This is a genomic window from Vibrio sp. 1CM7H (assembly GCF_023161645.1).
Taxonomy (GTDB): Bacteria; Pseudomonadota; Gammaproteobacteria; order Enterobacterales; family Vibrionaceae; genus Vibrio; species Vibrio diabolicus.
Genome location: NZ_JALNTV010000001.1, coordinates 378,431 through 403,171, shown reverse-complemented (window position 1 = coordinate 403,171; position 24,741 = coordinate 378,431). Strand labels below are relative to the sequence as shown.

The following is a 24,741-nucleotide window of genomic DNA, read 5'->3' as shown; positions in this document are numbered from 1 at the left end:
AAGAAGAAGTTGTGGAGTTGAGCTAATAAGCAAAACCCGACACGTTATGCCGGGCCATGTATAGAAGATCTAATCAAGCAGTTTGGGATTCCGTTTCTTTGTTCGTTTTCAAAGCAAACATCACGATGACGAGTAGCACAAAAGGAAGAACGTACAAATTAAGGTTTTGCCAACCTACGGTGGATTCAAGCCAGCCAGACAGTAATGCAGTGATAGTGACACAACTGAACACGAAGAATTCATTAAATGCTTGAGCCTTACTCCTGTTTTTCGCTTCATAGCTTTGACTAAATAACCCAGTTGCCGCGATAAACATAAAGTTCCAACCAACGCCTAACAGAACTAAAGCAAAACTAAAGTGCCAAATGGACACTCCGTGTATGTTAATTCCAATGCAAGCAACAAATAGCAATCCACCGGCTAAAATCATATTCTTCGCGCCAAACCGCTCTATCAAGCGTCCCGTGACAAACGCCGGTGCAAACATGCCCAGCACATGCCATTCGATCACTCCTGCCGCTTTGTCAAAATCAAAGCCACAACCAATCATCGCCAGAGGCGTTGCTGTCATTAAAATGTTCATTACCGCATACGCAACCATTGCGGCGATAACCGCTAGCATGAAATTAGGTCGACGGATAATGTCCCCCACTTTATCCGCTTTAGTATGTAGAACTTGCGTGTGTGCTGGTGGAAAACGAATCGTTTGCAGCACGATCAACGCAGTTATATAAAGTCCAATAAGCACGGCAAAAGCACTAATGTACAAACCATCATTTGACCATTGCTGCGAATACACCGCCAAATTAGGGCCAAGTATCGCCGCTAGTACCCCTCCCGCCATAGATATCGAAATCGCCCTGTGTCTTGCCGACTCTTCACACACTTCAATAGCAGCAAATCTGTATAGCGTACCGAAGCCAATACCAACACCGAGCAAAAAGGTAGAAACACAGAATAGATAGAAGTTCTGTTGACTTAACGCATACGTCGCTAGGCTGGCACCCAAAATGCCAATAACATTACCGAGACTAAACCCAAGGCGACGTCCTAACTTGCCCATAATCAGTGATGCTGGGATCGTCGCAGCCATCAGTCCTAAAAATTGCAGCGCAACGGGCAACGTAATAAAACTTGATGACGGCGCAAGTGTTTTGCCAATAAGGGCAATAACAGATATGAGTAAAATATTCCCTGTCATTAATAGGGCTTGGCAAAGGGATAATAGCCATACATTACGATTCAATTCCAAATTCCTTTTGGTTACAGCGCATACAGATAACATATAGGAAAGCAGAAACAATAGAAAGAGATGCTAGTAATTCTCAATAAAAAGAGCCAGAGACATAATGCCTCTGGCTCTTTAAAAAAAGTTCTTTCTGTTGAGCTTATTTGTTACGGCGCGCTTTTACTGCATCTGAAAGCTGACGAAGTACGGTTTCCGTATCTTCCCAACCGATACATGCATCGGTAATCGACTGACCATAAGTGGCCGCTTTGCCATCTACTAGGTCTTGTCGACCTTCAACTAAATGAGACTCAATCATCACACCAAAAATTGCTTCTTCGCCACCAGCGATTTGCTCTGATACGTCATCAGACACCAACATTTGACGTTTGAACCGCTTCGAGCTGTTAGCGTGGCTAAAATCAATCATCACTTTTTTCGGTAGCCCTGCACCATCTAACTCATCTTTAATTTGAGCAACATGCGCTGCACTGTAGTTTGGCTCTTTACCACCACGGAGAATGATATGGCAATCAGGATTGCCAGCGGTTTCTACGATCGCAGAATGTCCGTATTTTGTTACTGATAAGAAGTGGTGAGAAGCACTTGCAGAACGAATCGCGTCGCTCGCGATCTTAATGTTCCCGTCTGTACCATTTTTAAACCCAACAGGGCAAGAAAGACCAGAGGCAAGCTCACGGTGAACCTGAGATTCTGTCGTACGAGCACCGATAGCACCCCAACTGATCAGATCCGCCACGTACTGAGGCGTAATCATATCTAGGAACTCACTCGCGGTTGGCAAGCCCATATCGGTAAGATCAAGAAGAAGCTTACGTCCAATACGCAGACCATCATTCAGCTTGTAGGTATCATTTAGGTAAGGGTCGTTGATCAGACCTTTCCATCCTACCGTTGTACGCGGTTTCTCAAAATAAACTCGCATCACAACTTCTAGTTGTTCACCAAGTTCATCACGTAATACTTTTAGCTTTTTACCATATTCAACCGCAGCAGCAGGATCGTGAATGGAACACGGGCCAACAATTACAAGCAATCGGTCATCTTTTCCTTCAAGAATATTGTGAATGGCATTACGGCAATCGAAAGTGGTCGAAGAAGCGGTTTCAGTCGCTGGGAACTTCTCTAATACTGCTACAGGTGGCAATAACTCTTTTACTCTATTTATTCTTACATCATCAGTTTGAAACATTACTTCTACTTCCTGGTTTTTATTTCCGACCCAATTTTTTGCCAACTGAACTCATTGCAACATTGTTCACAAAGCGAGCAGCATCAAGGGCTCTGGTCATTTTCTGTCTAGCGTTTAAGTAACTTATCGGCTTAGGCGTAGACTTGCAATCAGTTTTTGCAAATAAATGCAAATAAAAACCACCTGTTAACCACCGCGCACAATGTAAAATAAAGTTTACGAAAAAAAGTTCAAAATAATCATCAATTTTCTTATGACCCCAAAAATCTTTACTACAATGTAAGAAATATCAGAAGTTTGTGAGGTGTTATTGGTTATTAAATGTTGATCAAGTTCAAAGATATTGTTGCTTGATATGAAATGATTAGAATATTAAACTAATTTCTTATAAACGCTGGTTTTTTCTAATTTTTTGATAAAACGAAGTAGAAATTAATATGCAATCAATACAAGGAAACATTATGAACAAAGTAGCAATTGCAGTAGCAGCAGTGGTAGCTGGTAGTAGCGCGCTTTTAAACTCTGCTCAGGCTGAAATGTATATCGGGGGCAAAGTAGGCATGACTACACTTGACGATGCTTGCTATCTAAATAGCCCTTGTGATGATGAAGCTTTTGGTGCTGGACTACATATCGGTTATGACTTCACCGATATCATCGGGCTAGAGTATGGTGTCGACTTCTTAGGCGATTACAAAGCTAACTTTAAGTCAGGGGCTAATACAGTTAATACGATCGACGGCAATTTAACGGCTTTAACTCTCGCACCTAAATTTAACTGGCACTTGAACGAATCTTGGAACTTATTCGCTAAGATCGGTGGTGCTTACATGATGTCTGATGACGAAAAAGATTTCGTTCCAACTGGCTCGCTAGGTGCTGAATACACTATCGACAGAAACTGGAGCGTACGCGCAGAATATCAACGCTATCAAGACCTGTCTGATGACGTATGGGACGACATGGACGCTAACTTCTTCGGTATCGGCTTTAACTACAAATTTGCGGCTGCGCCAGTGGTTGCGGCAGTTGTAACAGAAGAAGTGGTTGAGCCAGATCCAGAACCAGTGATGATGAGCAAAGTGCACAAAGAAGAGTACGGTACAGGTACGTTTGAATTCGACAGTGCTAAGCTAACAGACTCTGTTTCGGAGCGTCTAGACAACTTCGTATCATTCTTGAACGAATACCCTCAAGCTCAAGTAGAGATCACTGGCTACACGGATAGCTCTGGTCCTGCGACTTACAACCAAAAACTGTCTGAGCGTCGTGCTCAATCTGTTGCGGATTATCTAACTGCTGCAGGCATTGACTCAGATCGTTTAACTGTGAAAGGCATGGGTGAAGAAAACCCAGTTGCTGACAACAGCACTCGTGAAGGTCGTGAGAAAAACCGTCGCGTAGAGGTTGTGGTTCCTTCGTTTGAATATCAAGAGCTAGTTCAACCTGAATAAACATCTATGATACTTTATCTATGATGTTGTAACAGTTAATGGGGTGCGTTTGCACCCCATTTTGATCTCGCTTTATCGCTCTTTTTACTATGGTTTTGGAAAAAAGATTAACTCGTTATCTTGCACCATAACGCAATCCATACCCGCTGCATGCGCCGCTCGTTTACCTAGCTCGGTATCCTCGAATACAAGACATTGTGACGCTTCCAACCCAAGATGCTCGGCCGCCACCAAAAAGGTATCCGGAAAAGGCTTATGGTTCTCTACATCACTCGCTGTTACCACAACATCCAACTTGTCCAATAAACCGGAGTGGCTCAATAGGCGCATGGCACTTTCTCGTTGACTGCCAGTTCCGACCGCTATTTTCTTGTGGCCTAAATATTCTTCTAACACGATATTAGTGCACGGAATAACGTCCCCGTGCAGCTCCATAGCAGCGAACGTTTCCATTTTAAATGTAGCGACGGTTTTAGGATCTAATGAAAGCTCATGCACACGGTTTAGCTCCTCAACAATTTTAAAGCTCGGCATGCCCCCTAAACTGTGAAACCACTCCTGACAAAACGGAAAATCAAAGCGATCTGCGGTTGCTTGCCAAGCAGCCAAATGGGCTGGCATGGTATCTATTAAAGTACCATCCATATCAAATATGAATCCCTCATAGGGCCTAAAATCAATCGTGCTCATGTCTTTTCTTCTATTTGTACATCTGTGATGTTAATTTATCAGCTCTTTCAATCGTCCTTACCGGCATTTACTTATCATGCTCAAAATTTCGAACTCCGTCACAATTCAAGAGTGGGAAATTCAATTATCCCCAATTAGAGCTCAAGGAAATGGTGGCCAGAACGTTAACAAGGTAGCGTCCGCTATACATTTACGCTTTGATATCCGACATTCCAGCTTACCTGACTTCTACAAAGAACGATTACTTGCTCTTTCTGACAGTCGTATAACTAAAGATGGCGTGATCATCATCAAAGCGCAACAATTTCGCACGCAAGAACAAAATAAGGAAGACGCCCTGAATCGGCTTCAAGCTTTAATTAAAGCTGCCGCCTTACAGGAGAAGAAGCGTATTAAAACGAAACCAACCCGCGCTTCTCAACGCCGAAGACTTGATACCAAGAACAAGCATGGAGCGAAAAAGCAGCAACGTAAGAAAGTGCTGTATTAATGCATGTCGTTTTCTCGACATGTTAGTTGAACAACGTTTGCTAGCCCTTGGGAAATCTCATTGGATTTCTCTTTTTAGTTACTTATTCAGGAAACAACAATATGACTATTAGGCAAAAACTCTACTTCCTCGGAGTTATCGCCATTTTAGGCATCGTGGCCCTTTTGGGTACGTCATCCCATTTCGCCAATAAGAGCAATGAACTTAACCACGCCATCAAACTCGTTGGCGATCTAGAAATACGTTTACTCAACTTACGCAGAAACGAGAAAGATTTCTTACTGCGTAGTAATGACAAATACTTAAACAAATTTGATGCGAATGTTGATAAGTTTCTAAATACCGAAAAAGAGCTTGCGAGCATACTCACGAGCAATGAATTACCTTCCAGTCAACGATTCAAACAAGACCTTCTTGCATACCAAAAGGGCTTTCAGAATCTGGTCAGTGCTTACCAACGCTACGGACTTGATGCAAAGAGTGGCCTTCTTGCTGGTTACGAGCAAGCACTGTTAGAAGCCAAGCAACGCTCCGACCACCAGCAATTGCTGGCGTTGGTTCGTTTTGACTCTGCAATCAAATCAGGTCAATTCAATAGTGATTTGCTTGTTGGGCTATATGCTCCGGAGCTCATCAAAACAGGTAAGCTAGTAGCGGCACAAAAACAAGTTGTAGGGGTCGCTTACGACCAAGGCCTACTTGGTGAAACTCGCGCATTATCTCATGCCGTAGAAGAGCAATTTGAAACCTTTTCGACAGCCCTTAGCTCTGCTGCTGCAAAGCGTGATGAACAAATGTCGACCATCAAGCAAGTCATTACAGCCCTGATCTTAGGTGTTATTTTCGCATTGATTTGGCAGATCTCTCGCTCAATCAATACACGAGTAAACAGCTTGCTTGGCACCATTCGAAGCATTAGCGAAACAAACAACATGGGACTGCGCTCTGACTTGAAAGGCAAAGATGAGCTATTTGATATCAGCCACCACCTCAATGATCTGTTGGATAAGCTTGAGCAGTTAATTAGTGGCACCCAAGAAAAATCGGCGCAGTTAACGGCTAGTACCGATAATATGCATCGTGAGCTAGAAGGGGTTATGGAGCAGTTCCATACTCAAACGGACCACACTGCATCGATGGCTACTGCGGTTCAGCAAATGGTGGCAACGATAGGCGAAATATCGGAAAGCACGTCGGTTGCGGTAGAGGGTGTGCATCAAGCCGCGAATAATGCCGAACAAGGCCGCAGTGTTGTTGAAACTACTGTAACCAACATTGGTCAATTGACCAGTATTTTATCGAACAGTCAGCAGTCGATTGGCTCGTTGAACCAACATGTAGATAAAATTGGTGGTGCGGTGAACATCATCCAAGAAATTGCGGAACAAACTAACTTACTGGCTCTCAATGCAGCAATTGAAGCCGCGCGAGCGGGCGAACAAGGTCGTGGCTTCGCCGTTGTTGCCGATGAAGTACGTGCCCTAGCTAGCCGAACTCATCAATCTACCGAGGAAATCACGCGAGTTGTTGTTGATATTCAAGCTCAAATGTCGACGGTCGTGGCGGATATTGATCAATGTAACGATCAAGGACAACAAACGCTTAATGCCTCTGAAAAACTGGATTCTAGCCTGCAACAGATCATCACTGACATGCATGCAATTCAAGGCAATTCGGAGCGCATTGCTTCAGCGATTGAAGAGCAAGGTATCGTGATGAACCAAGTTAGTGGCTCAATCACCGAGCTTAACGCGATATCTGAAAACAACATGCAATCCGCTCAGGAATGCTTGCACGAAGTGAACTCTGTCTCTGCTCAAGCTCATGATATGGACGAAGCCGTTGCACAATTTAAAACCGCGCTAAAATAACCTTCCTTAAAAATAAAAAGCCCGAGGCGATCATTGCTTCGGGCTTTTTTTCGACTTTAACTTCGTGCTCTACTGTGCACAGCGGGTGTGATTACTCATCATCAAGAGGAACCAGCTTGGTGTTGCCGCCATGAACTTTCTCACGCTGCCTTTGCACCAGAGCGTAGAAGCCTGGGATCAAGAATGTACCTGCTAGAAGCACACACAATAGACCACCAATCAGCGACACGCCGAGCGAGTTTTGGCTCACGTGCCCTGCACCTGCGGCGAAGATCAGCGGGAAGATACCCAGGATAAACGACCAAGATGTCATATTCACAGCGCGGAAACGTAACGTGCCTCCTTTAACCGCTGCACTATCGATATCAGCATCTTTTTCTTCACGTTCTTGCTTGGCGAACTCCACAATCAAAATTGCGTTTTTCGCCGCCAAGGCTATGAGCAAGACAAGGCCAATTTGCGCATACAAGTTAAGCGGTGTCCCAGTCAGATTCAACGCCAAGAAGGAGCCTAATGTTGCTACTGGTACCACCAAAATGATGGCTAATGGAATACTCCAGCTCTCATATTGTGCCACCATGAACAAGTAAATGAAGATCAAAGCCAGTGCAAACGCATAAATGGCTTGGTTACCCGCAAGTACTTCCTGGTAGGCCATACCTGTCCATTCATACGTGTATCCCTGCGGGAGAACTTCAGCAGCAACGCGTTCCATTGCAGCAATCGCATCACCACTAGAGTAACCCGGAGCTGGTTGGCCTTGAATGATAGCACTACGGTACATGTTGTAACGCCATGCTACATCAGGCTCGAACACTTGCTCGTAGCTCACTAGCGTACTTAGCGGAACCATATCGCCGTTCGAAGAACGAACATGGAAACGCTCTAGATCTTCCATGCTGCTACGGTGCTGGCTATCAGCTTGCATGGTTACGCGGAAGTTCTTACCAAACATGGTGAAGTCATTCACATAAAGCGAACCTAAGTTGCCTTGCAAGGTTTGGAAAATAGACGACAGTGAAATACCCAACTGCTGTGCTTTCTCACGGTCGATATCAACGTAGTAGTGCGGGACATTCGCGCGGAACGTACTAAACGTGTAGGCAATTTCAGGGGCTTGGTTAGCCGCTTGGATCATTTCTCCCATGACCATCGACAAATCGGTACGGCTTCGCCCTAGCGTATCTTCAAGCACAAACTCAAAACCAGACGCTGCCCCCATACCAGGAACCGCTGGTGGCCCCATCGCAAACACAACCGCTTGAGGCAACTCTGTTGCAGCACGACCGTTAATACGCGCCGCGATGGCATTGGCAGAGTGCTCCCCTTGCAACGAGTTACGAGTATCCCAGTCATGCAGTTTGATAAACACAGATGCACCGTTTGATGCTGCTGCGCCTGTCATAAACGAGTAACCGTTCGCAACCGTCACGCCATCCACACCAGGTTCTTCACCAATCATGTTCATTAAATCATTGGTGACTTCTTCAGTACGAGATAAAGAAGCTGAATCTGGTAGCTGAACGTTAACCAGCAAAATGCCTTTATCTTCTTGAGGAACAAACGCTGTTGAGGTGGTTTTCGCAAAGAAAGTGACCGCCGCGATAGCGACTATAAAGAACGTCACGAGCAGCAAAGATTTCTTCACCAAGAAACCAGCGACCTGACCATAACGCGTTGTGATACGCTCTAAGCCTCGGTTGAAAGCCTGGAACCAGTTAGCAGTGTTGCCCCCACCCTGCTTCAATACCAAAGAACAAAGTGCTGGAGACAGCGTCAATGCGTTGATGGATGAGATCACAACCGAAATACAGATGGTCAAAGCGAACTGGCGATACATGATACCGGTGATACCCGGCAGCATCGCGACTGGTATGAATACCGCAAGTAAAACCAAGGTCGACGTGATGATTGGGCCCGTTACTTCTTTCATCGCTAGCAATGTCGCTTTACGCGGTGAAATGGTTGGGTCTTTCGCCATGGTGGTATCGACGTTTTCGATAACCAGAATCGCATCGTCCACCACGATACCAATCGCGAGGATCAAGCCAAACAAAGTGACCGTATTGATGGTGAAGCCCGTCGCCTGCATGATGGCAAACGTACCAATCAGAGAAACGGGGATCGCAACAACAGGAATCAAAGTTGCGCGCGCACTCCCCAAAAACAAGTAAGTTACAGCAATCACCAATAGAATCGCTTCAATCAGTGTTTTGACTACCCCTTTGATCGATTCAGATACGAACACGGTTGTATCGTAGCTGGTCTCATACGCCATGCCCTCAGGGAAGTTTTTACTCAAGTCCTCAAGCAGCTCCATGACGGCCTGACCACTTTCTAACGCGTTCGCATCTGATTGAAGAGACAATGCAACAATTGACGCGTCCTGACCACGGAATTTACCGTTACCATCGTAGAACTTTTTACCTAGTTCGACACGAGCGACATCTTTCAGATAAACCGTGGAACCATTTGGATTAGCTCGAAGGACAACGTTCTCAAACTCGCTCACGCTTTCCAAGCGACCTTTGGTCACAAGGTTAAACTGAACTTCTTGAGGATTGTTGTATGGTGCTGCACCAACACGCCCTGCCGCAACTTGAACGTTTTGTTCAGCCAAAGCGGCGTATACGTCTGACGTGGTTAGCTTAAGGTTGGCCATTTTTTCCGGATCTAACCAAACACGCATTGCGTATTCGCCACCACCAATCACGTTAACTTCACTAATGCCTTTCGCACGAGCCAGCTGATCTTTTACATTCAAGTTAATGTAGTTAATCAAGAACTGATCATCGTATTTGCCATCAGGTGAATAGAAGTTAAGTACCATCAGCAAGTCAGGTGAGCGTTTTTTCACCGTCACACCAACCATGCGCACTTCTTGAGGCAGTTTTGACTCGATCTGTGACACACGGTTTTGCACGTTTACTTGCGCCATATCTGGATCGGTCCCGACATCGAACGTGACGTTTAGGCTGTATGAGCCATCGTTCGCGCTCTTTGAAGACATGTAGATCATGTCCTCAACGCCATTGACCGAGGTCTCTATGGGGTCCGCAATGGCCTGCTCGACAACTTCCGCACTCGCACCGGTGTAGTATGCCGAAACGCTGACTGATGGCGGACTTATCTGTGGGTACTCCGCCACTGGCAAAATCGCCAGTGAGATCGCGCCTGCTAGCGTTAATATGATCGAAATAACCAGCGCGAATTTAGGTCTCTGAATAAAGAAACGACTTAACATAGTGCCCCCTACTGCTTATCTTCAGCAGGTGTTTGAATGCGCACTTCTACACCATTACGCACACGCTGTAGGCCCTGTGTAATAACCGTATCTTCCTGTTCGAGGCCTTCTCGAATGATAATGCCTTGTTCAACCTGAGGTCCAAGCTCGACGTTACGACGCTCTGCCACACTTCCCTCAGCCATCACCATCACAAAGTCACCTTCTAAGTCAGTCTGTACGGCACGTCGTGGGATAACAATAACGTCTTTCGTGTTCTTGTCTCTCAAGTTCACTTTGATGTGCTGACCCGGAAGTAACTTCTGCTCTGGGTTTGGCACTAGCGCACGCATTGCAATCGTACCAGTTTTGGTATCAATACGATTACCTAAGAAATCGAGCTTACCGAGATGCTCAAAAAACTGACCATTTTCCAGCTCAAGCTGAACTTCAACTCTGTTTGATTCTGCTGAGCCGTCGCCTTTGACTTGATCCATACCCATGGCTAAACGCTCGCGCTCACTCACACTAAATGAAGTATGCACTGGGTCTAAGCTCACCAATGTCGTCAGCACGCCAGATGAAGGGGAAACAAGATCACCGGTACTCACTTTGGTATCGCTAATACGACCGCTGAACGGAGCTCGGATTTGAGTATAAGAAAGGTTAACTTCAGCAAGCTTAAGCTGAGCGTTTGCTGCTTCTAGCTCGGCTTTCGCACCAAGAAGTGCCGCAGTTAAGGCGTCAAACTCAGATTGAGAGATACTACCGCGAGGCAACAAGTTTTTACCTCGGGTGTGGTCTAGTTCCGCTTTTTTTAGCGCGGCTTTTGCTTGTGCAAGTGCCGCTTTAGCGCTCGCGACTTGTGCTTCAAAAGAAGATGGCTCGATAGAATAAAGAAGCTGCCCTTTTTCTACCATTTGCCCCTCTTCAAAGTGACGAGCTTTTAAATAGCCAGAAATCTGCGCGGTAATATTGGTATCTTCTACTGCTTCAATGCGACCGATATAAGACTTGCTCGGTTGGTAGTCGATAACCGTGACATCCTGAGTCACTACGAGAGGCACCTGGCCTTCCCTTTGGGCATTATTAGCTTCCCCGCATCCAGCGAGGATTGCTGTAGCCGCCATTAGTGCGACAAGTGGTTTCTTTTGCATGTATTTACCGTCTTTATAGAACAGGATATTGTTGAATTCCCATCAACCTTACTCCTTGCTGCAACTGAAAACTTCACTCAAAAGCCCCCAAAATGTTTCTAAATGTAAACATGAGAAACAAAAAGAAAATAAAGTAATTTAGTTAACAGTGATATTTAATGAACAATATACAAACAGCTCAACCATAACTATTTGATATACACTCTCAAGCATCGTGCATTTAGAGGCGCCAGGAAACACTAAGTGAGATATCGTATAAAGACGGAAAGTGAGATTCGGTGCTCAAGATAAGAACGTTTTATGGTTAAAAAGACAAAAAATGACGCCTTCATACTCAAGACCCCGATTTTGACTATTTTTTTAATATAAATGGGTTATCATTCAATTAATTCAACGCCTTCGACAGAGAGGATGACTATGATTTCTAAATGGGCAAAACGCTTTTACCAGATGGCAGAACTAGTGGCGTCATGGAGTAAGGACCCATCAACACAAGTCGGTGCAGTTATCACTAAACAGAATCGCATTGTATCTGTTGGATTTAATGGCTACCCGCACGGTGTTTCTGACAGTGTCGATACCGATGAACGCGAGTTGAAATACCTTAAAACACTACACGCGGAAGAGAACGCAATTTTGTTCTCAAAACGTGATTTAGACGGATGTGATATTTGGGTGACGCATTTTCCATGTCCTAACTGCGCGGCAAAGATCATTCAAACAGGGATCTCACACGTGCACTGCCCTGAGCAATCTGAAGACTTTCTATCTCGCTGGGGAGATAAAATCCAAGTCAGCCAAGACATGTTCGATCAAGCGGGTGTGAAAGTCGACTGGCTACCACTAGAAGACATTGAAATTGAAGACAAAGACGTACGTTAATGTTTCGTTTTTGAATTTAAAAATAGCCCAGATGACTCTGGGCTATTTTTCCCCATTCAATCGACAAGAACCGCTCGACCTAGTCTGTTAACCGTGTTTTTTCGCGGTGATTTCAGCAATTTTGACGATGACAAGCACTGACTTCTCCATCATTTCAACCGAAATAAACTCATGAATCCCATGGAAGTTAAAACCACCAGTGAAGATATTCGGGCACGGCAACCCCATAAAAGATAAACGAGCGCCATCTGTACCACCACGAATAGGTTTTATAATCGGCTCCACATCACACGCTTCCATCGCTTGCTTCGCTAGCTCAATGATATGCGGGTAAGGCTCAACCATTTCTCTCATATTGTAATAGCTGTCTGTTATTTTCAGTTCTACAGAACCATGGCGTAAGCCCGCGTTCATGTCATCAACGAGTTTCTGCATAAAGGCTTTTCGCTCTTCAAGGCCCTGACGATCAAAGTCTCGGATAATGTAACCAAGTTCGCTTCGCGCCACGCCCATTTCTGCCGATTTTAAATGGAAGAACCCTTCGTAGCCTTCTGTTGTTTCGGGAGTTTGATCTTGAGGCATTTGAACCTGAAATTTCGCAGCCAAGTTCATCGCATTAACCATTTTACCTTTTGCAGTACCAGGGTGAACGCTGACACCATGAAAAATCACATCGGCGTTTGCCGCATTAAAATTTTCGTATTCCAGCTCACCTTGCGGGCCACCATCAATAGTGTATGCCCATTTCGCGCCAAACTTTTCAACATCAAATAAATCTGCGCCCCGGCCAATCTCTTCATCTGGTGTAAAGCCGATACAAATGTCGCCGTGTGGAATGTCTGGATTTTCTAGTAACAGCGCGACTGCAGAGAGAATCTCAGCAATACCAGCTTTGTTATCCGCGCCAAGTAATGTAGTGCCATCGGTAGTGATAAGATTGTGGCCATGTAGATGATGTAAATCTGGGTATTGCACCGGAGATAACACTTCATCCCCCAATCCTAGCGCAATATCGCCGCCTTGGTAATCTTCAATAAATTGCGGTTTTACGTTTTTTCCTGAGGCGTCAGGCGCGGTATCCATATGGGCAATAAAGCCGATAGGCGGCACCTCATAATCAACGTTAGCTGGCAGTCTAGCCATCAAGTAGCCATTTTTATCTAATGTCACATCACTTAAGCCAAGTTCGATCATCTCTTTCTTAAGCAACTCAGCAAACACAAGCTGACCAGGCGAGCTTGGGCAAAGCGTAACATGTGGATTTGATTGGGTATCGAACGTGACGTAGCGAAGAAATCTTTCAACTAAATGTTTCATATTTATTCTCATTGTTTTTATACGATGAGGCTTTATCAACCATCAGCAAGCTGACCTTACCTCATCAAACCTCAAGCTATGTTACGCTCTTAGCTCAATAAGAATTTGCTTTGAATCATTTTTTCATAAGAAAGGCTACTGCACATCCCCTCGTCAATTGAAGCATGAATCTAATCTAATAATTCCTCAGCTAGTACTCGCCACTCTTTTACCTTACCGCGAAAATGAAGCCATTGTTTATCGGTCATAGATTGAGAAATATCTAATGTCAGTTGATCGACCAGCACAAAGTTAGAATCAATATTTTTAGAAAGCTGCTCACTGTAATAGCTCTCTGGCTCGAACAACAGGCGCATAAATATATCCTGATAAGTGACAGCATTGGACTTGTTGTCGAACAGATATTCGAGCTCTTGATATATCGTAGCTCGATAACCTCTCCATAAAGGACTGTTAAGAGTGACTTGTTGAGAAAACGTTTGAGCTAATTGGCGCTGACTTTCTGATAGGCTTCCCAACCACTCTTCCATCCATTCTTCTGTGTTATCTAGAATAATTTCACGTATTTCATCTTCCGTTTTATCCGCATATTTTGCGTTTCGCTCTTGATAATGCTCTTGTACATTACTCAGAAATTCCCGTTCTTGATCTTTCGTTAACTGTAAACTCAAAGCAAAAATGTCTGGTGCCGCTTTGCTTACCACTCTATCGTAATGCGCTCGCATTCTATCTCGATTTTCCTGCAAATAATTTAGGGTTATATCGCTCGCTTTTAATCTCTCAAGCTCTTTTAAATGATCGATATATAACGGTAACTCTTCTTTCTTATGCCATTTTGCTAACAATAATAAGCGTTCTTCGACCAAGACTTCTTGTTCACCTTGCAGAGAAACATAATCCTCTATGTAATCGATAACGAACCAATCGATATTGCTGTATAGAAACTTCTTCGTACATCCGGCAAGAAGAAATACGAAACAAAATAGAAGGCCATAACCAAGCACCTTATTAGATACACCCTGTAATTTAGTCACTTATTCGTATTCCCTTTTCTATTGATTAAGTTCTATACTCAACTTGTATCACTTAATATTGCGGCAAACTTACACCAGTGTGACAAATATTGATTGCCACCTTAATAATATATAGAGTTTGAAATTAACTTTTTGATCACAGCTATCCGCAAAAAAGTGAGTTAGAGCGCAATTATCGGCTAAAAAATACACCGAACGACGCTACTTATAACGGCATATAATTTGCACGGATGTTTTTTGGATGGTTTATGGAGGCGAAGTATGGCAGCCGCTGAGCAACTTGATACCAGTGTAGAATATGAGATTCGATATTTTGAACAGGGGAAAATGCACTGCATGAGAGTCATTGCTGAAAGCAAAAAAGTGGCTTATCAGTACTATTTAGAGTGCGGTAAGCACAACAGTGACTTGTACTCTATTCGCCCAGACAAATAAAAAAACCGCCTTAAAGGCGGTTTTTTTATTATTAAAATCACGCTAAACGATTGATTCCATTGGTGGTTTGGGATTGTTCTTCAACTGTATTATTTGATGTCGCCAAAGCGCTCAAGATAAAGAACGGTTGCCGCAGTACGAGAAGGAACTTGAAGCTTTTTAAGTAAACTCTTCATATGCACTTTAACCGTTGATTCAGAAATAAAAAGACGATCGGCAATCTGCTTGTTGCGGAAACCTCTTGCCACCTCTCTTAAGATCTGCGTTTCGCGATCCGTCAGCGTATCAAAAACGTCCTCTTGTCCTGAACGCTCACTCAAATACTTAGAAACTTCTTGGCTGTAAGCTTTGTCGCCTTGATGCGCTTGTTTTAGCAACTCAACCAGCTCATCAGGCTCAGTATCTTTCAATAAATAGCCATCTGCGCCACTTCGAACTATTGCTTCTATGTCAGCAGGACTATCCGATACGGTTAAGATAACAATTCGAGCTTCACAACCATCAGCACGTAGCGCTTGTAAGGTATCGAGGCCTGACATGCCTTTCATATTGAGATCAAGAAGTACAAGATCCAGTTCCAGCTCATGCGCTTTCGCTACCGCATCTGCGCCATTACTTGCTTCTGCAACGACTTCAAACTCAGGCTCAAAGCTTAAAAGTTGGTGAATACCTCGTCGCATGAGTGGATGATCATCCACCAGCATTACTTTACACACTGTCACTGTTTACTTCCTTACTATGTTGGAATTCTAGTTTTACGGTACAGCCTTTGTTGATCGATGCTTCAATGTGAAGATCGGCATGCAGCCTAGCGGCTCGCTCTTGCATGATACTCATACCGTAATGATTTAATTTTTCGTCTTGATGTTCAAAGCCTATTCCATCATCGGTAACGGTTACTGTGACTTTTCCATCATTATCAAGACATTGAATGTGAATATTATCTGCTTGCGCATGCTTGATGGCATTAATTGCCGCTTCTCTTATCAACTGTAGTAAATGAACCTGCTGGTGTGCATCCAGTTCAGTTGAAGAAAGTCTATTTTTTAACGTAATGTCAGCGACGGTTTGTTCGTTGAGCGTTTCGACCATATCTTGCAATGCTTGGCCAAAACTGCCCTCTTTAATCGTAAGACGAAACGTCGTCAGTAATTCGCGTAGTTGGGTATAGGCAGCAGATAAGCCCGTATCCAACTCGGCAATGACTTGATTCGCCTGAGCTATCGCTTTTTCATCAGGCAAATTCTTTACGCTTCTCTTTAATAAAGCGACCTGAATTTTTAAATAAGAGAGTGCTTGAGCTAATGAATCATGCAGTTCCCGAGCAATGGTGGCTCGCTCTTCCATCAGTAGGATTTGTTCTGCTTGGCGTTGGGCTCGATTGTAATACACGGCACGCGATAAAATCTGCACAAAGTTGTCAATCAGTGCCTCATTCGGACAAGGTAACCCGGCCTTCCAATACAAATAGCCTAAGTGCTCACCGTCCAACGTTAGAGCCTTACTGTGGCAATCTTCATCACAGTCGTGGCAGCACTCTTCCCCTTCCATCAATATCCAGCTCGGTTCTCCCAATTGCTCTATTTCAAGTTTGACCGCTTTAATGCCTTCAAGACTTACAATATGTTGCAATATGGCTTGGAAGTTATCCTGATTAATACGCGAAGCCGTTAACTCTTTCGACGAGTCATACAATACTTCTAAAGACTGATTCGCATGCTGTAATTTACGCGTTTTTTCATCAACCGCTTGTTCTAGCCCTCGGTATAACTTACCAAGGTCCGTCGCCATCCGATTAAAGGTTCGAGTCAGGATCCCCATTTCATTATCGCTGGATACATCAAGCGATATATTAAATGAGCGATTCTTAATTTGCTCGCTAGCAAAAACTAAAGCACGCAAAGGCCGTACAACTTCGAGGCGCACAAAATGAACAACAAACATACTGACACAAAGAATGCCGCCTAGCCCTAACCCACCAATCCAAGCTAAGTTAATCAGCTTTTGTTCCGAAAAGCTTTGCAGCTTAAATACAAACTCATCGATCTGATTTACAAAACCAGCCACTAGGAGTTGGTACTCCGCCGGATTATCTCCTCTCAACACCGACTTGAGCTCATGCCATCTCATAATAAGACGGTAGTAATCATGAGTAATGTCTTCTGGCACTGACCAGTGCTGGAGTGCTTTCATGGAAGGTGAATATATCGAATGTTCAAAGGCGTCAATATGTGAAGAGTAATCAACAGATTTAATCTGAATATCATGTGCCAAACGATAACTTTGCATTCGCATTGAGCCAGCAACATTGACGGCTTCTGCATCATTCAAGCTTGACGCTAACGTAAAAATTGCAAAACCAGTCGTAGCAACTGAAAGCAGCAAAATAAGAAGCATCGCGGACGCAATCGTGCGCGTCACTGACTTTTTCACATTTTTAAACAATCTGAGTTCCTCGCCCATTAACAACCCTATTTGTACGTGCAATGAACCCATTACCTTTCAACTTTATCAATATGTGATCACCTGCGACGGAATTTATTGATCCAAAACAATATTGCATCCCATTTACCTCCTAAGAGGTATTTATACAAATATGTCAAAAACTACAATTTCGTTAGTTTAAATGACAGTTTATTAATGAAAATTGTGGACTATGCTTAGTTTGGGTTCCAAGTTTCGAGGTGACTAAGTGGTAGACCTTTCCAGAAGAAGACTCTTTGCAAGAAAAGCGCACCCCGACAACGCCGTACGTTTGCCTTGGTTAACCAAGCCAGAACAGTTTACGGACGATTGCACTCGCTGCGGTAAATGCATTGAGGCCTGCGAAACAAAGATTATAACTAAAAGTGATGGCGGATTCCCTTCGGTCGATTTTTCTATTGATGAATGCACATTTTGTTATCAGTGTGCAGACGCCTGTCCTGAGCCCCTTTTCTTGCCAAAAACAGAGCAACCTTGGCAAGCGAAAGCAAGCATCAACGATAGCTGCTTAGCAAAACAAAATGTCGAATGCCGAAGCTGTGGGGATATGTGCGACCCAATGGCAATTCAGTTCAAATTAGAGCTGGGGAAAGTAGCACAACCCAATTTAGACCTTGATGAGTGTAACGGCTGCGGCGCCTGTGTTTCAGTGTGCCCGACTTCATCCATCAATGTGAGCAATATAACAGCCTAAGCCGTATGTCGTCGGCCAAAGGCAATAAATGAGAGAGCTATATGTCACTAAATGAAGTGCATATTTCAAGTTTGGTAGTACACGTACTGCCAGAACATCTGGACGAAATCAAACAACAGATCGAAGCACATGAAAATGCGGAAATCTATGGTGACAGTCCAGAAGGCAAGATTATCGTCGTGCTTGAAACCGAGAACCAAGGTTTTATCACAGACACTATCGATGCCATTAACAATTTACCGAATGTCTTGAGCACGGTATTGGTTTATCACCAAATCGAAACTGGGCTTGAAGAAACGGATGAAGAAGACACTGGAACACAACATTCCCAAATCGAGGGTGAAGTATGAAAATGACAAGACGTGCGTTTGTGAAAGCAAACGCGGCTGCATCAGCTGCTGCTGTCGCAGGTGTGACACTACCAGCATCTGCAGCCAACCTGATTGCAAGCTCTGATCAAACCAAAATCACATGGGACAAAGCACCTTGTCGTTTCTGTGGTACAGGCTGTTCTGTTCTTGTTGGTACTCAAAATGGCAAAGTGGTAGCAACACAGGGTGACCCAGAAGCACCAGTAAACAAAGGCCTAAACTGTATTAAAGGCTACTTCCTTTCTAAGATCATGTACGGTCAAGACCGTCTGACTCAGCCGATGCTGAGAATGAAAGATGGCAAATTCCACAAAGACGGTGAATTTACACCTATCTCTTGGGATGACGCTTTCGACATCATGGCTGAGAAATGGAAAGCTTCCCTCGAGAAAAAAGGTCCAACAAGCGTAGGTATGTTTGGCTCAGGCCAATGGACAGTAATGGAAGGCTACGCTGCGTCAAAGCTAATGAAAGCTGGCTTCCGTTCAAACAACATTGATCCAAACGCTCGTCACTGTATGGCTTCTGCTGTAGTTGGCTTTATGCGCGCATTCGGTATCGATGAGCCGATGGGGTGTTACGATGACTTTGAGAACGCAGACGCATTCGTTCTATGGGGCTCGAACATGGCAGAGATGCACCCTGTTCTATGGACTCGTATTACTGACCGTCGCCTAAGTCACCCTCACGTTAAAGTGAACGTGCTTTCTACTTACTACCACCGTTCATTTGAGTTGGCAGATCACGGCTACATTTTTAATCCACAGTCTGACCTAGCGATTGCTAACTTCATCGCGAACTACATCATCGAAAACGATGCGGTAAACTGGGACTTCGTGAACAAGCACACGAACTTCACTCAAGCAGATACCGACATCGGTTACGGCCTACGTGACGATGACCCGCTACAAAAAGCAGCGAAGAATCCTAACTCAGGCAAGCTAACGTCTATCTCTTTCGAAGAGTACAAAAAGTCTGTTGCACCTTACACCGCTGAGAAAGCCTCTGAAATCTCTGGTGTTGAAAAAGAGAAGCTTATCGAGCTTGCGAAGCAATACGCCAATCCAAATACAAAAGTAATGTCACTTTGGACAATGGGTATGAACCAACATACTCGTGGCGTGTGGATGAATAACTTGGTTTACAACATCCACCTACTAACCGGTAAGATCTCGACTCCGGGTAACAGCCCATTCTCACTAACGGGTCAACCATCTGCGTGTGGTACGGCTCGTGAGGTTGGTACTTTCGCTCACCGTCTACCTGCAGACATGGTAGTAGCTAACCCGAAACACCGTAAGATTGCGGAAGACATCTGGAAACTGCCAGAAGGGACGATTCCACCAAAACCTGGCTTCCACGCCGTATTGCAAGACCGCATGTTGAATGACGGCGTTCTGAACTGTTATTGGGTTCAATGTAACAACAACATGCAAGCAGGTCCAAACATCAACACAGAACGTCTTCCAGGTTACCGCAACCCAGAAAACTTCATCGTCGTGTCTGACCCATACCCGACGGCAACAGCGCAAGCAGCAGACCTTATTCTTCCTACTGCAATGTGGATTGAAAAAGAAGGTGCTTACGGTAACGCAGAGCGTCGTACTCAAGCTTGGTACCAACAAGTGGGCACGGTCGGTCAGGCAAAATCCGACCTGTGGCAGCTAATGGAGTTCTCGAAACGCTTCAAAATGGAAGAAGTGTGGCCTGAAGAGCTTCTAGCGAAAGCGCCTCAGTACCGTGGTAAAACCATGTACGACGTACTATACCGCAATGGTAATGTCGACAAGTTCCCTATCGAAGAAGCTCGCGAATTGAATGACGATGCCCACCACTTCGGTTTCTATGTTCAAAAAGGTCTGTTTGAGGAATACGCAACGTTTGGCCGTGGTCACGGGCATGATTTGGCACCATACGACCGTTACCATGAAGTGCGTGGTCTACGTTGGCCAGTTGTTGATGGTAAGGAAACACAATGGCGCTTTAAAGAAGGTTCTGACCCATACGCAAAAGAAGGTTCTGGTTGGGATTTCTACGGCAATGCTGACGGCAAAGCGAAGATTATCTCTGCACCATATGAAGCGCCACCAGAAGTGCCAAACGATGAGTTTGATATGTGGCTATGTACTGGCCGTGTTCTTGAACATTGGCACACAGGCACCATGACTCGTCGTGTACCTGAGCTATACAAAGCAGTACCAGACGCGGTGTGTTACATGCACCCTGAAGACGCAAAAGCGCGTAACGTTCGTCGTGGTGAAGAAGTACTCATGGCAAACAAACGCGGCGAAGTACGCGTTCGTGTTGAAACTCGCGGTCGTAACCGTCCGCCAAAAGGTTTGGTATTCGTACCGTTCTTTGATGCACGTATTTTGATTAACAAGCTCATCCTAGATGCGACTGACCCACTGTCTAAACAGACAGACTTTAAGAAGTGTCCAGTCAAAATCACTAAGATTGCTTAACCTTCAGATACCGAATGCTACGGCCGTCACTATGGCGGCCTAATAAAGAATTTAAGCCATAAAGGCGGAGATGAAATGATGAAAAAATTACTTGTCGCACTTTTATCTGTAGGTGCTTTAGTGACAGGCATTGCGCAAGCTGAGTTAGATAATCCAGGTGGCATTGGTGGTCTAGAGTCTCTACGTGGAATGTCTCAATTGGAAGACACACGCCCAGCAGATGAGTTCAAAGACTTCCCTAAAGACCAGATTGTTGAAGATAGCTTTGTTTATCAACCACCGTTGATCCCACACAGCATCCGTCACTACGAAGTATCGTTAAATGCTAACAAGTGTCTTGCGTGCCACAGCTGGAAAAATGCAAAAGAGTCAGGCGCGACTAAAATTAGCGTAACGCACTATGTAAACCGAGAAGATGCTGTATTGGCGGATATGTCTCCTCGTCGTTACTTCTGTTTGCAATGCCACGTGCCACAAACTAATGCTAAGCCACTAGTTGAAAACAAGTTCGAGGCAGTTGATTCGCTTCAGTAATTGAAACGCGAGTACGAAGAGGTTATTTATGAAAATACTTAAAGCGTTTTGGAAAAGACTGAAGAACCCAAGTAAAGCTGCCGCTGGTGTGGTTTTGTTCTTAGGTTTTGCTGGCGGTCTTTTATTTTGGGGCGCATTCAACACAGGTATGGAGGCAACCAACACAGAAGAGTTCTGTTCTGGCTGTCACGCACCAATCGTTGCTGAAATTCAAGAAACAATTCACTACTCTAACCGTTCTGGTGTTCGTGCCATCTGCTCAGACTGTCACGTTCCTCATGAATGGACAGATAAGATCGTTCGTAAAGTACAAGCATCCAAAGAGCTATTCGCTCACTATGTTCTGCGTACTATCGATACACCAGAGAAGTTCCAAGAGCGTCGAGGACACCTTGCTGAGCGAGAGTGGGCGCGAATGAAAAAGAATGACTCTCTTGAGTGTCGTAACTGTCACGAGTTTGATTACATGGATTACTCTCAACAAGGCTCACGAGCAGCGGAGCAGCACTCTACTGCGCTAGCTTCTGGAGAGAAAACCTGCGTAGATTGTCACAAAGGCATCGCGCACAAACTACCGGACATGAGCGGCGTTGAAGGCTGGCACTAAGGAGACTTACCATGAGTACTTTAGAATCTGTAATTTGGCATATCCTTGGCTATAGCGCCATGCCTGTGATTATTCTTTCCGGCTTTGTGGCAGTAGCAGCAATCTCTCTCTGGCTGCTGTCATTTGGTAAGGATAAAGAGGTGTAACGTAACGCACCTCTACCCGTCAACTTGCCTATTTGTTGACACTAAGCGCTGAGTATCTACTCGGCGCTTTTTTATTCACCGTCACTTTCGGCCCAAAATGTCCTCAACCGATACATATACTCAATCGGTATAATAAGGTAGTCAGTAACGACCAAAAAAAGCGACCATAAAGGTCGCTAAAATTTACTGCTATAGGGAGTTGTTTAAGATTCTTTTACTGGCAGAACCTGCTTGACGTATTGCCCTGGAGCTTCATCGATTGCTGGGTGATCTTCCGAGCCAATAGGGAATGGTTCGACTTGCTCTTTTGGATTGAATTGAAGTAGCCATTCATTCCAATGTGTCCACCACGATCCCTCTTTGTGCTCGGCATTATTCAACCACTCGTCAGCCGAATCATCCAAAGTATCGTTCAACCAATAACCATACTTATTTTTCGCTGGAGGGTTCACGATACCCGCAATATGACCCGACTCACCGAGAACAAACGTTTTGTTGCCACCAGTGTTCAGGGCACCACGATAAGTTCCCTGCCATAACGCTATATGGTCTTCTTTCGTTGATACAAAATAGCTAGGAATTTTGATCTTATTTAGATCAATCCATACCCCACCAATTTTGACGCCTTTGTCTTGCACCAGCTTGTTCTCTAAATAGAGTTCACGAAGCAAAAAGTTATGAGAGGCAGCACTCACATTGGTGCTGTCACTGTTCCAGTACAACAAGTCAAAATCGACTGGGCTGTTGCCCTTCAAGTAGTTGTCGACATAGTAGTTCCAGTACAAGCTGTTTTCACGCAGTAAGCTGAATGTGACGCTTAATGAACGACCGTCCATATACCCTTTTGCGTTGTTTTGCGCCTCAATTGCACTCACAATGGTGTCATTGATGTACGCGCCAACTTCGCCTGGCTGAGAAAAGTCGAGCAATGTGGTGAAGAAAGTCGCTGATTTAATACGCTTCTTCATACGTTTTGCCGCATAGTACGCAACCGTGCTCGCCAGAACCGTACCACCGATACAGTAACCAGCCGCGTTGATTTGCTCTTGGCCCGTTATATCTTCAATTGCCGCGACGGCTTTGACGACGCCTTCTGTCACATAGTCACCAAACTCTACATGCGCTTGTGCCTTGCCTGGGTTACGCCAAGACATCATAAATACGCTATGTCCCTGCTCTAGCAACCATCGAACCATTGAGTTCTTCGCTGTTAAGTCAAGGATGTAGTATTTATTAATGAAAGGCGGAACGATGAGCAGTGGCGTCGCATTCACTTTCTCTGTTAGAGGTCGATATTGAATCAACTCAAACAATTCGTTTTGAAAAACCACATCGCCCGGAGTGGTCGCAACGTCATCACCCACGCGGAATGCATTGTTATTCGTCATACGAATTTTCAAAATGTCCGCGCTGGACTCAACGTCTTCTTTTAACTGCTCTAAGCCAGCCAGAAGGTTTTGACCGTTTTGCTCAAGTGTCAGTTTCAAGAGTTCTGGATTCGTCGCGATGAAATTCGAAGGGGAAAGTGCATTGATGGCTTGACGGGAAAAGAAAAGTATTCGCTCTTTAGATTTTTCATCCAAACCTTCGAGTGACTCAATTGTATCTAAATAAGTCTTGCTGAATAACAGGTAGGATTGCTTAATGAAGCTATACATCACCTCATTTTGCCACGCTTCATTAGAAAAACGCTTGTCCCCTTTTTCTGCTTCAATGACCTGTTTTTGGTTACCCGCCAACGCGACATTCTGCCAAATTTGTAGCTGCTGTTCCCACCATTCTGCTTGCAGTTTTAAGATCGCAGCAGGTTGATTTACAGCTTGTTCGAAGAGTTTGGCAGTGTCTTCCAAGTTCACTTCTTGCATGGCCTTATTTAAAGGAGAGTTCACGACTGCCTTGTTCACTTCGAAATCATGCCACCACTGTTGATTGGTTTGTTGAAGCTGTACAAGATAGTCCGAAAAGAAGTGCTGAAACATAGTCTTACTCCTATATTCGGAAAAAACAACGCCGCCCAAATTAGGGTCTAGAGACCCTAAGGCGGCGAGAATCGGACAAATTACGCTGGAGTAACAGTCTTTAGATTTTCCGAAGTCATTTTCTCAACGTCTTCTTTGAACTCTTTTGCAATAGCTTGAAGCTTGTTGCTGTCGTCCATCATTTGTTGAGAAAGCTTAGTAAGAACGCTTAGTTGCTGGCTGTTGAAAGCAGTCAATGACGTTACGTCTTTGATTTCTGATGCCGCTTTCATTTGGTTCAGACCCACTTCGCTGTAAGTACGAATTGCGTTCAGTTGAAGCTCAGTCAACACTTCTACGTTTTTTGTCACTAGCTTGTTGAACTTCAAGTAAGGTTCTAGATTTTTTTCAGTTTGATCGCTAAAGGTTTTGAAGAAATCTGTGTACATGGTTTATCTCCTAGAGAAAGAATTAAAAATGTCCGTTTA

22 protein-coding genes are annotated in these 24,741 nt (G+C 44.5%); 11 read left to right on the top strand and 11 right to left on the bottom strand.

Annotation, left to right across the window (positions count from 1 at the left end):
* Positions 1–73: 73 nt before the first annotated feature.
* Together MSG33_RS01830 and aroG are read right to left on the bottom strand one after the other, a co-directional pair.
* The gene (locus MSG33_RS01830; RefSeq protein WP_006741139.1) at positions 74–1,246 is read right to left on the bottom strand and encodes an MFS transporter; all 1,173 of its coding nucleotides are present in this window, start codon (positions 1,244–1,246) and stop codon (positions 74–76) included.
* Between the two features lie 142 nt (positions 1,247–1,388).
* Positions 1,389–2,441, bottom strand: coding sequence for a 3-deoxy-7-phosphoheptulonate synthase AroG (aroG, locus tag MSG33_RS01825; protein WP_248379593.1), 1,053 nt, complete (start codon positions 2,439–2,441; stop codon positions 1,389–1,391).
* Positions 2,442–2,902: 461 nt separating this feature from the next.
* Here aroG and MSG33_RS01820 point away from each other — a divergent pair, with 461 nt between their 5' ends.
* Entirely contained in the window at positions 2,903–3,895 is a 993-nt protein-coding gene (locus tag MSG33_RS01820) for an OmpA family protein (RefSeq protein ID WP_005396135.1), read from the top strand.
* A gap of 87 nt (positions 3,896–3,982) precedes the next feature.
* Here the strand turns inward: MSG33_RS01820 and MSG33_RS01815 are convergent, their stop codons facing one another.
* Complete coding sequence (locus tag MSG33_RS01815) at positions 3,983–4,585, bottom strand: beta-phosphoglucomutase family hydrolase (RefSeq protein WP_031780520.1); 603 nt, start codon at positions 4,583–4,585, stop codon at positions 3,983–3,985.
* 76 nt (positions 4,586–4,661) lie between these two features.
* Here MSG33_RS01815 and arfB point away from each other — a divergent pair, with 76 nt between their 5' ends.
* A complete protein-coding gene (gene arfB / locus MSG33_RS01810) occupies positions 4,662–5,075 on the top strand; it encodes an alternative ribosome rescue aminoacyl-tRNA hydrolase ArfB (protein WP_005396137.1) in 414 nt (137 codons plus the stop codon).
* A gap of 101 nt (positions 5,076–5,176) precedes the next feature.
* The gene (locus tag MSG33_RS01805) at positions 5,177–6,946 is read left to right on the top strand and encodes a methyl-accepting chemotaxis protein (RefSeq protein ID WP_248379590.1); all 1,770 of its coding nucleotides are present in this window, start codon (positions 5,177–5,179) and stop codon (positions 6,944–6,946) included.
* A gap of 91 nt (positions 6,947–7,037) precedes the next feature.
* On the opposite strand, the gene vmeZ is transcribed toward MSG33_RS01805, so the two are convergent.
* Positions 7,038–10,190 carry a multidrug efflux RND transporter permease subunit VmeZ gene (gene vmeZ / locus MSG33_RS01800; RefSeq protein WP_046875892.1) on the bottom strand — a complete coding sequence of 1,051 codons (3,153 nt, stop codon included), beginning with the start codon at positions 10,188–10,190 and terminating at the stop codon, positions 7,038–7,040.
* An 8-nt stretch (positions 10,191–10,198) separates the two neighbouring features.
* The gene (vmeY, locus tag MSG33_RS01795; protein ID WP_248379588.1) at positions 10,199–11,326 is read right to left on the bottom strand and encodes an efflux RND transporter periplasmic adaptor subunit; all 1,128 of its coding nucleotides are present in this window, start codon (positions 11,324–11,326) and stop codon (positions 10,199–10,201) included.
* A 417-nt stretch (positions 11,327–11,743) separates the two neighbouring features.
* Here vmeY and MSG33_RS01790 point away from each other — a divergent pair, with 417 nt between their 5' ends.
* Positions 11,744–12,208: a cytidine/deoxycytidylate deaminase family protein gene (locus tag MSG33_RS01790; protein ID WP_005373515.1), complete on the top strand. Its 465-nt coding sequence runs from the start codon at positions 11,744–11,746 to the stop codon at positions 12,206–12,208.
* An 87-nt stretch (positions 12,209–12,295) separates the two neighbouring features.
* On the opposite strand, the gene pepT is transcribed toward MSG33_RS01790, so the two are convergent.
* Positions 12,296–13,525, bottom strand: coding sequence for a peptidase T (pepT, locus tag MSG33_RS01785; RefSeq protein ID WP_048624837.1), 1,230 nt, complete (start codon positions 13,523–13,525; stop codon positions 12,296–12,298).
* A 170-nt stretch (positions 13,526–13,695) separates the two neighbouring features.
* A complete protein-coding gene (locus MSG33_RS01780; RefSeq protein ID WP_248379585.1) occupies positions 13,696–14,559 on the bottom strand; it encodes a DUF6279 family lipoprotein in 864 nt (287 codons plus the stop codon).
* Between the two features lie 261 nt (positions 14,560–14,820).
* On the opposite strand from MSG33_RS01780, the gene MSG33_RS01775 reads away from it, so the two are divergent.
* A complete protein-coding gene (locus MSG33_RS01775; protein WP_005373524.1) occupies positions 14,821–14,994 on the top strand; it encodes a hypothetical protein in 174 nt (57 codons plus the stop codon).
* An 89-nt stretch (positions 14,995–15,083) separates the two neighbouring features.
* Here MSG33_RS01775 and MSG33_RS01770 read toward each other — a convergent pair whose 3' ends face one another.
* A complete protein-coding gene (locus tag MSG33_RS01770; RefSeq protein WP_005398453.1) occupies positions 15,084–15,716 on the bottom strand; it encodes a response regulator in 633 nt (210 codons plus the stop codon).
* On the bottom strand, positions 15,703–17,439 hold the full coding sequence (gene narQ, locus MSG33_RS01765; protein ID WP_248379583.1) for a nitrate/nitrite two-component system sensor histidine kinase NarQ: 1,737 nt from the start codon (positions 17,437–17,439) through the stop codon (positions 15,703–15,705). Before narQ ends, MSG33_RS01770 begins: the two co-directional genes overlap by 14 nt.
* A 247-nt stretch (positions 17,440–17,686) precedes the next feature.
* Here narQ and napF point away from each other — a divergent pair, with 247 nt between their 5' ends.
* The 6 genes from napF to MSG33_RS01735 all read left to right on the top strand — a co-directional run bounded on the left by napF (position 17,687) and on the right by MSG33_RS01735 (position 22,295).
* On the top strand, positions 17,687–18,172 hold the full coding sequence (gene napF / locus MSG33_RS01760; RefSeq protein WP_005398455.1) for a ferredoxin-type protein NapF: 486 nt from the start codon (positions 17,687–17,689) through the stop codon (positions 18,170–18,172).
* A gap of 41 nt (positions 18,173–18,213) precedes the next feature.
* Positions 18,214–18,522 carry a chaperone NapD gene (locus tag MSG33_RS01755; RefSeq protein WP_005398456.1) on the top strand — a complete coding sequence of 103 codons (309 nt, stop codon included), beginning with the start codon at positions 18,214–18,216 and terminating at the stop codon, positions 18,520–18,522.
* Positions 18,519–21,008, top strand: coding sequence for a periplasmic nitrate reductase subunit alpha (napA, locus tag MSG33_RS01750; protein ID WP_006741149.1), 2,490 nt, complete (start codon positions 18,519–18,521; stop codon positions 21,006–21,008). The genes MSG33_RS01755 and napA overlap by 4 nt, the downstream gene beginning before the upstream one ends.
* A 78-nt stretch (positions 21,009–21,086) precedes the next feature.
* Positions 21,087–21,542, top strand: a complete 456-nt coding sequence (locus MSG33_RS01745; protein WP_031780699.1) for a nitrate reductase cytochrome c-type subunit — start codon at positions 21,087–21,089, stop codon at positions 21,540–21,542.
* 28 nt (positions 21,543–21,570) lie between these two features.
* A complete protein-coding gene (locus MSG33_RS01740; protein ID WP_005398274.1) occupies positions 21,571–22,149 on the top strand; it encodes a NapC/NirT family cytochrome c in 579 nt (192 codons plus the stop codon).
* Between the two features lie 11 nt (positions 22,150–22,160).
* Entirely contained in the window at positions 22,161–22,295 is a 135-nt protein-coding gene (locus tag MSG33_RS01735; RefSeq protein ID WP_005373546.1) for a TIGR02808 family protein, read from the top strand.
* A 203-nt stretch (positions 22,296–22,498) separates the two neighbouring features.
* Here the strand turns inward: MSG33_RS01735 and phaC are convergent, their stop codons facing one another.
* Both phaC and MSG33_RS01725 read right to left on the bottom strand, forming a co-directional pair.
* A complete protein-coding gene (gene phaC, locus MSG33_RS01730) occupies positions 22,499–24,274 on the bottom strand; it encodes a class I poly(R)-hydroxyalkanoic acid synthase (RefSeq protein ID WP_005398277.1) in 1,776 nt (591 codons plus the stop codon).
* Positions 24,275–24,354: 80 nt separating this feature from the next.
* A complete protein-coding gene (locus MSG33_RS01725) occupies positions 24,355–24,702 on the bottom strand; it encodes a phasin family protein (protein WP_005398278.1) in 348 nt (115 codons plus the stop codon).
* Positions 24,703–24,741 lie beyond the last annotated feature (39 nt).